Origin of the sequence: Pseudomonas citrullilanati, assembly GCF_030580855.1 — a bacterium.
Lineage (GTDB): Bacteria > Pseudomonadota > Gammaproteobacteria > Pseudomonadales > Pseudomonadaceae > Aquipseudomonas > Aquipseudomonas citrulli.
This window is the reverse complement of record NZ_JAUQOP010000001.1, coordinates 16,897-29,928: the sequence shown is the minus strand read 5'-3', so window position 1 is coordinate 29,928 and position 13,032 is coordinate 16,897. Positions and strand designations below refer to the sequence as shown.

The window sequence follows — 13,032 nt, the reverse complement described above, 5'->3', positions numbered from 1 at the left end:
CCCTGCCAGGGCATTGACCGATGGTTTATCGCCGTTTCGAACAACTGATCGACATCTTCCGCGACGCGCCCACCTCGGCCCCGCCGGACCGCGTCCTCCCCTTCTACACCTACTACCTGAAGCAGGTCTGGCCGAGCTTCGCCGTGCTGCTGGTGGTGGGCCTGATCGGCGCCCTGATCGAAGTGGCGTTGTTCAGCTACCTGAGCCGCATCATCGACCTGGCCCAGGGCACGCCCAACGTCGACTTCTTCAAGATCCACGGCCTCGAGCTGGCCTGGATGGCCGTGGTGGCGCTGGTTTTCCGGCCGATCTTCGTGGCCTTGCATGACCTGCTGGTGCACCAGACCCTGAGCCCCGGCATGACCAGCCTGATCCGCTGGCAGAACCACAGCTACGTGCTCAAGCAGAGCCTGAATTTCTTCCAGAACGACTTCGCCGGGCGCATCGCCCAGCGCATCATGCAGACCGGCAACTCCCTGCGCGACTCGGCGGTCCAGGCGGTGGATGCGTTGTGGCACGTGCTGATCTACGCCATCAGCTCGCTGGTGCTGTTCGCCGAAGCCGACTGGCGCCTGATGATCCCGCTGTTGCTCTGGATCGCCGCCTACATCGGCGCCCTGTGCTACTTCGTGCCGCGGGTCAAGGAGCGCTCGGTGGTGTCGTCCGATGCCCGTTCCAAGCTCATGGGCCGGATCGTCGACGGCTACACCAACATCACCACCCTGAAGCTGTTCGCCCACACCAACTTCGAACAGCAATACGCCCGCGAAGCGATCCAGGAACAGACCGAAAAAGCCCAGCTGGCCGGCCGCGTGGTGACCAGCATGGACGTGGTCATCACCAGCATGAACGGCCTGCTGATCGTCGGCACCACGGGCCTGGCGCTGTGGCTATGGACCCAATCGCTGATCAGCGTTGGCGCGATCGCCCTGGCGACCGGGCTGGTGATCCGCATCGTCAACATGTCCGGCTGGATCATGTGGGTGGTCAACGGCATCTTCGAAAACATCGGCATGGTCCAGGACGGCCTGCAAACCATCGCCCAGCCGGTCAGCGTCACCGACCGCGACCAGGCCAGGCCCCTGGCCGTGGCCCGGGGCGAGGTGCGTTTCGAGCACGTGGATTTCCACTACGGCAAGAAAAGCGGTGTGATCGGCGACCTCAACCTGACCATCAGGCCAGGGGAGAAGATTGGCCTGATCGGTCCGTCCGGCGCGGGTAAATCCACCTTGGTGAACCTGCTGCTGCGCCTTTACGACGTGCAGGGCGGGCGCATTCTCATCGACGGTCAGGACATTGCCGAAGTGAGCCAGGAAAGCCTGCGCTCGCGCATCGGCATGATCACCCAGGACACCTCGCTGCTGCATCGCTCGATTCGCGAGAACCTGCTCTACGGCAAGCCCGACGCCACCGACGCGCAGCTCTGGGAAGCCGTGCACAAGGCCCGCGCCGATGAGTTCATCCCGCTGCTGTCGGACGCCGAGGGTCGCACCGGCTTCGATGCCCATGTGGGTGAGCGCGGGGTGAAACTCTCCGGTGGCCAGCGCCAGCGCATCGCGATCGCCCGGGTGCTGCTCAAGGACGCGCCGATCCTGATCATGGACGAAGCGACGTCCGCCCTGGACTCGGAAGTCGAGGCGGCGATCCAGGAAAGCCTCGAGACCCTGATGCAAGGCAAGACCGTGATCGCCATCGCCCACCGCCTCTCCACCATCGCCCGGATGGACCGGCTGGTGGTCCTGGAAAACGGCCGCATCGCCGAGACCGGCAGCCACGCCGAACTGCTGGCCCACGGCGGCTTGTACGCGCGCCTGTGGCAGCACCAGACGGGTGGCTTTGTAGGGATCGACTGAAACAGGGGCACGCCACGATGGGCGTGTGACCATAAGACGCCTCGCCACAGCTGGATACCGACCGCACAGGCAGCACTTCACCCTGTGGCGAGGGGATTTATCCCCGCTGGGCTGCGCAGCAGCCCCCTCCAAAAACCGACCGAGTTCCAACGACCAAAATCGCAGTGCCTGATGTCAGGGCCGCTGCGCGCCCCAACGGGGATAAATCCCCTCGCCACAAACGGCGGTGTGAGTCATGGGCGGCCAGCCAACCTGATCAACCCTGCCGATAAGGCAGCGCCGCCCTCGCTTCTTCGGCATAGGCCAGCACCCCTTCGTGTTCGCGCGCGAGGAAGTCGGCAACCGCCGCCTTCAACCCCGGGTGCCGCAAGTAATGCCACGAGCGGGTGATCACCGGTTCGAACCCGCGAATCAGTTTGTGCTCGCCCTGGGCGCCGGCGTCGAAGCGTTGCAGGCCGTGGGCAATCGCATAGTCCATCCCTTGGTAGAAACAGGTCTCGAAGTGCAGGCGGTCGAACTCCGCCAGGCAGCCCCAGTAACGTCCATAGAAACTGTCGCCCCCCACCAGGCTGAATGCCATCGCCACCGGCCGTGCGCCTTGCTTGGCCAGGACCACGCGAATGGCCTCGGGCATGCGTTCGGCCAGCAGACTGAAGAACGCCCGGGTCAGGTACGGCGCCTGGCGACGCACCGCGTAGGTGTTGGCGTAGCAGGCGTAGACAAAATCCCACTGCGCCTGGTCCAGTTGATGCCCCTCGAGCCATTCGAACGCGATGCCCTGCCCCGCCACTTGCTCGCGCTCCTTGCGCATCTGCTTGCGCTTGCGGGAGCTGAGCGCGTCGAGAAAATCCTGGAAGTCACGATAACCGCGATTGCGCCAGTGATACTGGCAGCCGATCCGCTGCAACCAGCCCTCCTGCCCGCCCAGCGCCGTGTCGGTGAACGCGTCGGTAAAGTTGACATGGGCGCTGGAAAGGCCCTCGATCTCCAAATACCCCGGCACGCTGCCCAGCAACGCCAGCCCATCCTCCACCCGCGCCGCCAGCAGCCGTGGCCCACTGACCGGGCTGAACGGCACCGCTGTCAACAACTTGGGGTAATAGTCGATGCCGGCCCGGGCACAGGCATCGGCCCAACCGTGGTCGAACACGTATTCACCGTAGGAATGCCACTTGCGATAGCTGGGCATGGCCGCCAGTAGACAACCGTCTTCGATGTGCAGCAAATGCTCGGGCTGCCAACCGGATTGCGGGCCGAGGCTGGCGCTGTCCTCCAACGAACTCAGGAAGGCGTGGCGCAGGAACGGTTGATTGGCGGGCACCAGCGCGTCCCACTCTTGAGACGCGATGGCGGACAGGCTATTCAAGACTTGAAGCGGCATGCGGTTCCTCGACATCCGGACGGCGGTGGAGCGAGTATCGCCGATCTGGAGCGAGTGAGACGAGGAACCGCTAATTTTCGACAACTGCTACTGATCATTAATCCGCTTGAATAACAACCCTCAGACATCGCCGGCATCCACGAGTAAACTTAGAAAGTTTTACTAATGCCATCGACTCCCAAATAATTCCTGATTCTGTCACGGGAACGCCCGGCAGCTGCAATTTTTTCTTCCTGAAGTTGTTCAGCTTGCCATTGTAAAAACTTAGCTTTATTTTTATTGGCTTGCGCTTTTTTCAAATTAGCCAATTCTTGCGAAGAGTATTTAGCCGCCGCTCGTCCATATTTAGTTATCAACCTCTCACCCAAATTCCTCCTGGCAAAGTTATACGCTTCAAAATTTTTATCATATTGCATTAGATACTCAGAATACTTATTCGGATCGCCTTTAACTTGCAAAGCACGCTCCAACTGCAGGTCTGCCCTATCCATCAAACGATGGACATCTTTACGCCTAATAGGGAGCAGACTCGTCGACCTGTTTTTTTTATGCGGATTGAGGCCCAGAACCCCAGGTAAATTCTGACCCTCCGGAGTTGTAGTGGTAGGTCTATTTGATCCGATTAGTCCTCTGAAACCACGTGAAAAAAATCCAAAAATACTATGCCCCGTCGGATCCACATGATTAATCGGATCCCCCACACAATACATATACGCATTCAGCCCCCCTTCACCAAACGGGCTCAAAGTGTCCGGGCTGTGAAATCTCATCAGCAACGGATTGAAGGCGCGATACCCCTTGCCCAACAGGTACCAACCGGTGTGCGCTTCGCGGCGTTCGCCGTTGTAGCCCAGGTGACTGTTGATCATCGCGCCTTCCATGCGATGACCGTACGGGGAATAAGCCACGCCCGCGGCAACACCCTGGCTGAGTTCGTACAACACGCTGTTCTTGTCATCGCCGGCCAATAAACGGGATGTTGCTTCTCCTCCCGCCCGATGCTCGGCGAGCACCACGCCCTCTGCCCGGACGAACGTGCGGCTGGCGGGCCCCTGGATTTCATTCACCAACTCATCGTTTCGGTAGAACCGACCTTCCTTGGCGCCGGGTAGGCCGAGCCCGGTCAAGCTATCCAGGCCATCGTAGTGGAAGCTGATCAGCGTTTCGCCGGGTGCAAGCTGCTCTGTCTTGTTTGAACCTGCCATGCTGTCCTCCGTTAGCCGTTCGCCGCCATGGGTGCCCCCGGCGCGTCTCGTTGCGCAATGGGACAAAGTAAGCGCTTTCTTCCAGAACCGTGAAACTGTCAGGGTTGACAGGTGACTGCCCATACAGTGGTCCGGACGAACACAGCAGGTACTCGACCAAGCCAAAAAAAACCCCGCCAGGTGGCGGGGTGGAAAAGGAGCTTTAACGGATGAAGCGAGAGCGGTGTAACCGGTACGTGGCTTAGAACACGTACTGGGCGCGGACTACGAAGCCATCGCCGTCGTCGTCACCGTTGACGTTGGTGACTTTGTCGGTCTTGGCCTTGATGTAGGCGGCAGAGATCTTCACCGCCTCGTTGGCGTACCAGTTCACGCCCAGGTTGTGCACCTTGGCTTCGGCATCGCCCACGTCACGGGTGGCGCTGGCGGTGGTGATGTTGTCGTCTTCGACGGTCATGCTGTCGTAGCGATAGAACACTTCCCAGGCGCCGATGGACTTGTTCTGGGGCTTGATCGCGTCGAACTTGCCGACTTTATAGCCGCGGGATTCGCCGGTGAGGGTGTAGGCACCCTGGACATAGAAGCCATGGCCCTTGATGTCTTCGAAACCGTCGGCATCCGCCTTGGTCTTGCGGGTGATGTATTCACCCTGGATCGACGCAGGGCCCATGGCGAAGGCGGCTTCCAGGCCGAACGCGGTGTCACGGTCGTAGGAGCCGGCCGGCGAGTTGTTGGCGCCGCCCAGTACCGGACGGTTGCCGTTCGGACCGGCATCGTTGCCGCCGAGGGTTTCCACACCGCGCATGCCCAGGCGGGAACGATAACGTGCGTCGAATACGGTGTCGGAAACGTCACGCGATGCCACGTTCAGGCCGAAGTGCAACACGTTGCCGGCTTCGTGCATCGGGGCGAAGACGAAGCGACCGTTGACTTGCTTGACGCTGTCGCCGTCGGTGTCGTCGGTGTCCTTGCTGAACACGCCAGCCGAGGCGTAGAACGAATCGGCGAAGGTGCTGGAGGCTTGCAGGCCCAGGCCGTTCTGGTGGCTGTTGGCCCAGTCGATCAGGTCGTAGGCGGCGTTGCGCTCAGGGGCGGTGACCCACTTGGAACTGGTGGCTTTTTCCAGGCCGAAGTCGGGGTCGAAACGACCGACCTTGATCGACACCGGCTTGAAGCCGTTGTAGGCCAGGGACGCTTCGTCGAAGTAGCCGTTGTCCGAGTCGCCCGTGTTGTGGGACATGTCGTAGTTGATGGTGTAGGCCCAGTCCGTGTACAGCACGCCGGACAGTTCCAGGAAGGCGCGACGGAAGTAAGCGGCGTCAGCCGATTTACCGTTGTCGGTGTAGATCCCGTCGAACTGGCTGTAGTCAGCCTGCAAACGACCGCCGAGCTTGAAGCTGAACTCTTTGTCCGTGGTAGCGACCTCAAGGCCGCCCTTGGTTTTGACAACGATATCGGCGCCATCGGTGGTGACGGTGCCGGCGAAAGCCTGGGCGGTTACTGCCATTGCCAGTGCGCTGGCGGCAACACCTGCGAAGTGCTTACGGATCATCGAAGAATTCCCCTAGTTGGTAGTCTATGCGTTAGAAAACACGCGGAACTGGGCCCGCTGGTGTTGGGAGGGGATCTTGGCGGCGGTGTGTGTCAGGCAAGTTGCTATCACATAAAGATTTTATGACAGCGGAACTTTTTACTTCGAATTGGAATAACCAAAACAGCCATGGACAACCTGTGGGCGCGAGCTTGCTCGCGATAGCGTTGGTTCAGTCTGAAGTGATTTGACTGATACGCCGCTATCGCGAGCAAGCTCGCTCCCACATGGAGCCGGTGGTGTTTCGAGTTTTAGCGGATGTTTTTGCGGCGCTCGGCGGCGAGCTTTTCGGCGAGGTGGTCGAGGTTGGGCACGGGCGGTTCGGGGAGTTTTTTCAGGGTCGCCTGCATCAGGCGCATCTGGCGGATGAAGCGCCGGCAGTTGGGGCAGAACATCAGGTGGTGGCGCACCATCAGGCGTTCACGAAAGCTCAGTTGCCCGTCGAGATAATCGCTGGAGCGCGCCACTTGTTCCTTGCAGGTCAGCATTCGCCGGTTTCCTCGAAATGTTCCACGGTCGCGAAGACCTTCAGCCGGGCGCGATGCAGCAGCACACGAACGTTGGAGAGCGAGATGTCGAGAAGATTACAGATTTCTTCCAGCTCCAGCCCCTGGCGTTCACGCAGGGTCAGCACGCTGCCTTGCAGTTCCGAGAGGCTGAGCAAGGTGTGCTCCAGGCAATCGCGCAGTTCGCTTTCGGTGAGCAGCGCTTCCGGCGTGTCCTGGTGCCAGGCGAACGGTGCCAGCAGCCAATGGCCGTCAGCGGCGAAACGCTCGTCGCCCAGGGTGCCGTGGGGCGCCGGGATATCGTCGAGCAGCACTTCCCGGCGGTTCTGTTTGTAGCGACCCTTGGCGGCGTTGGCGGTGATGGTCAGCAGCCAGGTCTTGAGGCTGGAACGGCCCTGGAAACCGCTGAGGTTGCGCACCACCGACAACCACGCGTCCTGCACCACTTCGTCGGCGTGACGGCTGCCGACGATGGCATAGGCGACCGCGCGCATCGGGCCCTGGTAGGTGCTCACCAGCTCCTTGTAGGCGCGCTGCTCGCCGGCCAGCAGGCGCTGGAGCAGGAAGGTGTCATCAGTGACGGTCATTCAACATCCCAATATCTGCAAGACTGCGATGCTTTTGTGGCGAGGGGATTTATGTGGGAGCAAGGCTTGCCCGCGATGCAGGCGACGCGCTCCATAAATCGAGGCGCCTGCATCGCGAGCAAGCTTTGCTCCCACAACCACTGGGGATAAATCCTTTAGCCAACCAAAATGGATCAACGCTTGCGCAAAATCACACTGCCAATCGAATAGCCGGCGCCAAACGAGCTGAGGACGGCCACGGAGCCGGCCGGCAGGTCATCCTGGTACAGGTGGAAGGCGATGACCGAGCCGGCCGAGCTGGTGTTGGCGTAGCGGTCGAGAATCACCGGGGCTTCCGCTTCGGTGGCTTCGCGTCCCAGCAGCTTGCGCACGATCAACTGGTTCATGCTCAGGTTGGCCTGGTGCAGCCAGAAACGCTTCACCTGGCCGACGTCCAGCTGGTTCTCTTGCAGGTGGGCGCCAATCAGTTCGGCCACCATCGGGCAGACATCGCGGAACACCTTGCGGCCTTCCTGGACGAACAGTTTGTCACGCGTGCCGATGCCCTCTTCTGCCGCGCGGTTGAGGAAGCCGAAGTTGTTGCGGATGTTGTTGGAGAACTTGGTCAGCAGCTTGGTGCTGACCACGTCGAACTGGTGGGCCGAGGTGGCCTGGTCGGCGCGCTCGATGACCACCGCGGTGGCCGCGTCGCCGAAGATGAAGTGGCTGTCGCGATCACGGAAGTTCAGGTGGCCGGTGCACACTTCCGGGTTGACCATCAGGATCGCCCGGGCCTGGCCCAGCTGTACGCTGTTGGCGGCGGCCTGGATGCCGAAGGTGGCCGAGGAACACGCCACGTTCATGTCGAAGCCGAAACCGTCGATGCCCAGGGCTTCCTGGACTTCGATGGCGATGGCCGGGTACGGACGCTGCAAGTTGGAACAGGCGACGATCACACCGTCGATGTCGGCAGCGCTGCGGCCAGCACGCTCCAGGGCTTGGCGGGCGGCAGCGACGGCCATTTCGCAGAGCACCGACCACTCGTCGTTGGAGCGTTCGGGCAGGCGCGGCGTCATGCGTTGCGGGTCGAGGATGCCGTCCTTGTCCATGACGAAGCGGCTCTTGATCCCCGAGGCCTTTTCGATGAACGCGGCATTGGATTCGGTCAACGCTTCCACTTCACCGCGCTCGATGGCCTCGGCGTTGTCGGCGTTGAATTGAGCGACATAGGTATTGAAGGATTGCACCAGCTCTTCGTTGGAAATGCTGTTGGCCGGGGTGTACAGGCCGGTTCCGCTGATGACGACGTTATGCATGGGCGTGTCTCTGATCTGTTCAGGCAGAAAGCATTGGCACCGACGTACCAATACACAAAGGGACTTTTCCCATCCGGGGAAGCAGCCCTGGCAGCGCTTTATTCCGATCCGCCCGAGGGAGTGAAGCTCAAAAACCACGGGACCGGCATTTATAGCCGCGAAGTTTGCCATAAACCCGGGGGTTTGGCCCATTCCCTGTGAGGGATCACTCAGACCCCTGTGGGAGCGAGCTTGCTCGCGATGGCGGTGTATCAGTCAACATCAATGCAGGCTGAACCACCGCTATCGCGAGCAAGCTCGCTCCCACAGGGGCTAGGGGCTTTGCCATCAACCCTCCACCTGCCCCCACTGCTTGCCCAGGCGCTTGTCGGAAATCGGCACCTTGGTGCCCAACTGCTGGGCGAACAGCGACACCCGGTATTCCTCCAGCCACCAGCGGTACAGCTCCAGTTGCGGGTCGCGCTTGCCTTCCTGGGCGTGTTTGTCGGCGCGAGCCTGGTATTGGGCCCAGAGGTTCGACAGCTCGCCGCTCCAGACCCGGTCCTTCTGCACCTGGCCGCCAAGTTTCTCGAAGCGCTGCTCGATGGCCTTGAGGTAGCGTGGCAGTTCCTTGAGCCATTGATGCGGGGTTTCCCGCACGAAGCCCGGGTACACCAGGTGGCTGAGCTGCTGCTTGATGTCGTTCAGGGCCACGGCCTGGGCCAGGTCGATCTTGCCCTTGAAGCGTTTCTGCAGGCCGTGCCAGAGCTTGAGGATGTCCAGGGTCAGCTTCGCCAGGCGCTCGGCGTGCTCGGTCCAGCCGCCGCGCTTGCGCTCGGCCAGGGAGGCCAGCGCAGCGCCGTCGCGAGGCAGGCTTGCTTCGCCTTCGAGCACGCAACTGTCGAGGCTGGCCAGCAGGATGTCTTCCACCAGGTTATCGACGCGCCCCAGCTCGCGGTACAACAGGCCCAGCTCCGTCAGCCCCGGCAACTTGCCGCGCAGGAACTTGGCCGACTCGGCCAGTTGCTGCATCAACAAACGCTGCAAGGCGCGGCGATGCTGGTACTCGGCCTCGGCCGGCGTCGGGAAACGCCCTTCCTTGACCACCCCGCCCTCTTCCACCAGCGCCGGGTAGACCGTCATCGACAGCCCGGCGATCTTCTGCTGGGTCTTTTGCGCCACCGGCGCGAAGACTTTCGCCTCCACCGGTTCCTGGCTCTTTGCGGTTTGCGGTACGGCCAATGCAGCCTGGCTGGCTTCGGCAAAACGCGCGGTCAGCTCGGCCAGGTCGCGCCCCTCGCCGAGGAACTTGCCCTGGCCGTCGACGATTTCCAGGTTCATGCGCAGGTGGCTTTCCACCTGTTGCGCCGCTTCCGCCCAGGCTTCGTCGCTGACCCGCGCACCGGTCATGCGCAGCAGTTCACGGCCCAGGGCCTGGGGCAATGAGCCCTCGGCAAAGGTGATGCGTTGCAATGCGGCCTTGACGAAGTCCGGCACCGGCACGAAGTTCTTGCGCAGGGCCTTGGGCAAGTTGCGCACCAGGGCAATGCACTTGGCCTCGATCATCCCCGGCACCAGCCATTCCAGGCGCTCGGGCGGCAGCATCGGCAACAGCGGCGCCGGTACGCGCAGGGTCACGCCGTCGCGGGGATGGTTGGGCTCGAAGTGATAGGTCAGCGGCAAGGTCAGGTCGCCGACGCGCAAGGTGTCCGGGTAGTACGCGGCGGTGACTTCACTGGCCTCGCGGGCCAGCACGTCTTCCTCGCGCATGATCAGCAATTGCGGGTCTTTCTGGCTGTTGATCCGGTACCAACTGTCGAACGTCGCGGTCTGGTGGATCTCCGCCGGCAAGCGCGCATCGTAGAAACCGAACAGCGTTTCCTCGTCCGCCAGGATGTCGCGACGACGGGCCTTGGCCTCCAGTTCGTCCAGTTGCTCCAGCAGCCGGGTATTGGCCCCCAGGCACTTGGCCCGGGACTGGATCTCGCCGCGCACCAGCGCTTCGCGGATAAACAGCTCGCGCGAGACCACCGGGTCCACCGGCCCGTAATGCACCGGCCGCCGACCGACCACGATCAGCCCGAACAGGGTGATCTGCTCATACGCCACCACTTGCCCGCGCTTCTTTTCCCAATGGGGTTCGAAGTGGTTTTTCTTGATCAGGTGCCCGGCCAGCGGTTCGATCCAGTCCGGCTCGATCTTGGCGACCATGCGCGCATACAGCTTGGTGGTTTCCACCAGCTCGGCGGTCATCAGCCATTGCGGGCGCTTCTTGCCCAGGCCTGACGACGGGTGGACCCAGAAGCGCCGTTGCCGGGCCCCCAGGTAGTCGCCGTCCTCGGTCTTCTGGCCGATCTGGCTGAGCAACCCCGACAGCACCGCCTTGTGCAGCTTCGGATAATCCGCCGGCTCCTTGTTGAGGCTCAACTGCATGTCGCGGCAGATCAGGCTCAGTTGGCGATGGGCGTCGCGCCACTCGCGCAGGCGCAGGTAGTTGAGGAAGTTCTTGCGGCACCAGTTGCGCAGCGGGCTCGCGGTCAGCGCCTGGCGCTGTTCTTCGAAACCGCGCCACAGGTTGACCAGCCCGGCGAAGTCCGAGTCGGTGTCCTTCCATTGGGCGTGGGCCTGGTCGGCGGCTTGCTGGCGCTCGGGCGGACGCTCGCGCGGGTCCTGGACCGACATGGCGCTGGCCACGATCAGCACTTCCTGCAAGCTGCCCAGCTTCGCCGCTTCCAGCAGCATGCGACCCATGCGCGGGTCCACCGGCAGGCGGGCCAACTGGCGGCCCAACGGCGTCAGTTGGCCGTTGCGGTCCACCGCCGACAGTTCTTGCAGCAGGTTGAAACCGTCGCTGATGGCCTTGCCATCCGGCGGCTCGATGAACGGGAAATCGGTGATCTCGCCCAGGCGCAGGTGCAACATCTGCAAGATCACCGCCGCCAGGTTGGTGCGCAGGATTTCCGGGTCGGTGAACTCCGGCCGTCCGAGAAAATCCTCTTCGCTGTAAAGCCGCACGCAGATCCCAGCCTCGACCCGCCCGCAACGGCCCTTGCGCTGGTTGGCGCTGGCCTGGGAAACGGCTTCGACCGGCAGGCGCTGGACCTTGGCGCGATAGCTGTAGCGGCTGATGCGCGCGGTGCCGCTGTCGATCACGTAGCGGATGCCCGGCACGGTGAGCGAGGTTTCGGCGACGTTGGTCGCCAGCACCACCCGACGGCCCGGGTGGGACTGGAAGATCCGCTGTTGCTCGGCCGGCGACAGGCGCGCGTACAACGGCAGGATCTCGGTGTGCTTGAGCTGCGCCTTGCGCAGCATTTCCGCCGCGTCACGGATCTCCCGCTCGCCCGGCAGGAACACCAGCACGTCCCCGGGGCTGCGACGTTCGCTGCGCTCATGGGCGGCGATTTCATCGAGGGTGGCGAGGATCGCCTGGTCGACGGTCAGGTCGTCCTCGACCCGGTTGCCCTCTTCGTCCTGCTCCAGGGTCAGCGGGCGGTACCAGGTTTCCACCGGGAAGGTACGGCCCGAGACCTCGACGATCGGTGCGTCGTCGAAGTGCTTGGAAAAACGCTCCAGGTCGATGGTGGCCGAGGTGATGATGACTTTCAGGTCCGGGCGGCGCGGCAGCAGGGTCTTGAGGTAGCCCAGCAGGAAGTCGATGTTCAGGCTGCGTTCGTGGGCTTCGTCGACGATGATCGTGTCGTAGCGTTCGAGGTAGCGATCGTTCTGGGTCTCGGCCAGGAGGATGCCGTCGGTCATCAGCTTGACCAGGGTGTTGGCGTCGCTCTGGTCCTCGAAGCGCACCTGGTACCCCACCAGCGCCCCCAACGGCGTCGCCAGTTCCTCGGCGACCCGGCTGGCCACGCTGCGCGCGGCGATCCGGCGCGGCTGGGTATGACCGATCAAGCCATATTGGCCACGGCCGATCTCCAGGCAGATCTTCGGCAACTGGGTGGTTTTGCCCGAACCGGTTTCGCCGGCGATGATCAACACCTGGTGCTTGAGCAGCGCGTCCTTGATCTCATCGCGCTTGGCCGCGATCGGCAGATTGTCGTCGTAGCGGATCACCGGCAGGCTGGCCTTGCGCGCCAGCACCTGGTCACACGACGCCTGCATGCGCGCCACCCACTGGGCCAGCTTGGCCTCGTCGGGTTTCTTGCGCAGCTCGAACAACTGCCGCCGCAACCGATGACGGTCGGCGAGCATGGCGTGGTCGAGGTTTTTCAGCAGCTTGTCGAAAGCGGGGGCTTGGTCAGTCATCAGGTACGCAATGGGGCCTTGGGGTTGAGCTAGGGGCGATTGTCGCAGATTTGTGCACATGTGGGAGCAAGGCTTGCCCGCGATGAGGATGACGCGGTCTCCCAGGGGACCGAGGCGCCTGCATCGCGAGCAAGCTTTGCTCCCACAGGTTTTTTGAGGGCTCTTGCCGGGTTATTCGCTGTCCAGGTCCTTGCGCCGAGCTTGGTTTGTCATCAGGTACGCAATGGGGCCTTGGGGTTGAGCAAGGGGCGATTGTCGCAGATTTGTGCACATGTGGGAGCAAGGCTTGCCCGCGATGAGGATGACGCGGTCTCCCAGGGGACCGAGGCGCCTGCATCGCGAGCAAGCTTTGCTCCCACAGGTTTTTTGAGGGCT

At 62.4% G+C, this 13,032-nt stretch carries 8 protein-coding genes; 1 reads left to right on the top strand and 7 read right to left on the bottom strand.

All coding sequences use genetic code 11. The features are described 5' to 3' along the window. Positions 1 to 20: 20 nt before the first annotated feature. Positions 21 to 1,853: an ABC transporter ATP-binding protein gene (locus Q6A48_RS00115; RefSeq protein ID WP_304550933.1), complete on the top strand. Its 1,833-nt coding sequence runs from the start codon at positions 21 to 23 to the stop codon at positions 1,851 to 1,853. Positions 1,854 to 2,109: 256 nt separating this feature from the next. On the opposite strand, the gene Q6A48_RS00110 is transcribed toward Q6A48_RS00115, so the two are convergent. From Q6A48_RS00110 to hrpA, 7 genes are all read right to left on the bottom strand, one after another. Then, entirely contained in the window at positions 2,110 to 3,234 is a 1,125-nt protein-coding gene (locus tag Q6A48_RS00110; RefSeq protein WP_304550932.1) for a GNAT family N-acetyltransferase, read from the bottom strand. A gap of 149 nt (positions 3,235 to 3,383) precedes the next feature. After that, the gene (locus Q6A48_RS00105; protein ID WP_304550930.1) at positions 3,384 to 4,439 is read right to left on the bottom strand and encodes an RHS repeat-associated core domain-containing protein; all 1,056 of its coding nucleotides are present in this window, start codon (positions 4,437 to 4,439) and stop codon (positions 3,384 to 3,386) included. Between the two features lie 241 nt (positions 4,440 to 4,680). Beyond that, entirely contained in the window at positions 4,681 to 5,991 is a 1,311-nt protein-coding gene (locus tag Q6A48_RS00100; protein WP_304550928.1) for an OprO/OprP family phosphate-selective porin, read from the bottom strand. A 290-nt stretch (positions 5,992 to 6,281) separates the two neighbouring features. Next, positions 6,282 to 6,518, bottom strand: coding sequence for an anti-sigma factor family protein (locus tag Q6A48_RS00095; RefSeq protein ID WP_304550926.1), 237 nt, complete (start codon positions 6,516 to 6,518; stop codon positions 6,282 to 6,284). Further along, positions 6,512 to 7,123: an RNA polymerase sigma factor gene (locus tag Q6A48_RS00090; protein WP_304550924.1), complete on the bottom strand. Its 612-nt coding sequence runs from the start codon at positions 7,121 to 7,123 to the stop codon at positions 6,512 to 6,514. The genes Q6A48_RS00095 and Q6A48_RS00090 overlap by 7 nt, the downstream gene beginning before the upstream one ends. 173 nt (positions 7,124 to 7,296) lie before the next feature. Beyond that, on the bottom strand, positions 7,297 to 8,418 hold the full coding sequence (locus Q6A48_RS00085; protein WP_304550921.1) for a beta-ketoacyl-ACP synthase III: 1,122 nt from the start codon (positions 8,416 to 8,418) through the stop codon (positions 7,297 to 7,299). Between the two features lie 327 nt (positions 8,419 to 8,745). Continuing rightward, on the bottom strand, positions 8,746 to 12,657 hold the full coding sequence (gene hrpA / locus Q6A48_RS00080) for an ATP-dependent RNA helicase HrpA (RefSeq protein WP_304550920.1): 3,912 nt from the start codon (positions 12,655 to 12,657) through the stop codon (positions 8,746 to 8,748). Positions 12,658 to 13,032: the final 375 nt, after the last annotated feature.

Coding starts and splice junctions, on each gene's coding strand:
- Q6A48_RS00110 (WP_304550932.1), bottom strand. CDS start 3,234: ATGCCGCTTCAAGTCTTGAATAGCCTGTCCGCCATCGCGTCTCAAGAG.
- Q6A48_RS00115 (WP_304550933.1), top strand. CDS start 21: ATGGTTTATCGCCGTTTCGAACAACTGATCGACATCTTCCGCGACGCG.
- Q6A48_RS00095 (WP_304550926.1), bottom strand. CDS start 6,518: ATGCTGACCTGCAAGGAACAAGTGGCGCGCTCCAGCGATTATCTCGAC.
- Q6A48_RS00100 (WP_304550928.1), bottom strand. CDS start 5,991: ATGATCCGTAAGCACTTCGCAGGTGTTGCCGCCAGCGCACTGGCAATG.
- Q6A48_RS00085 (WP_304550921.1), bottom strand. CDS start 8,418: ATGCATAACGTCGTCATCAGCGGAACCGGCCTGTACACCCCGGCCAAC.
- hrpA (WP_304550920.1), bottom strand. CDS start 12,657: ATGACTGACCAAGCCCCCGCTTTCGACAAGCTGCTGAAAAACCTCGAC.
- Q6A48_RS00090 (WP_304550924.1), bottom strand. CDS start 7,123: ATGACCGTCACTGATGACACCTTCCTGCTCCAGCGCCTGCTGGCCGGC.
- Q6A48_RS00105 (WP_304550930.1), bottom strand. CDS start 4,439: ATGGCAGGTTCAAACAAGACAGAGCAGCTTGCACCCGGCGAAACGCTG.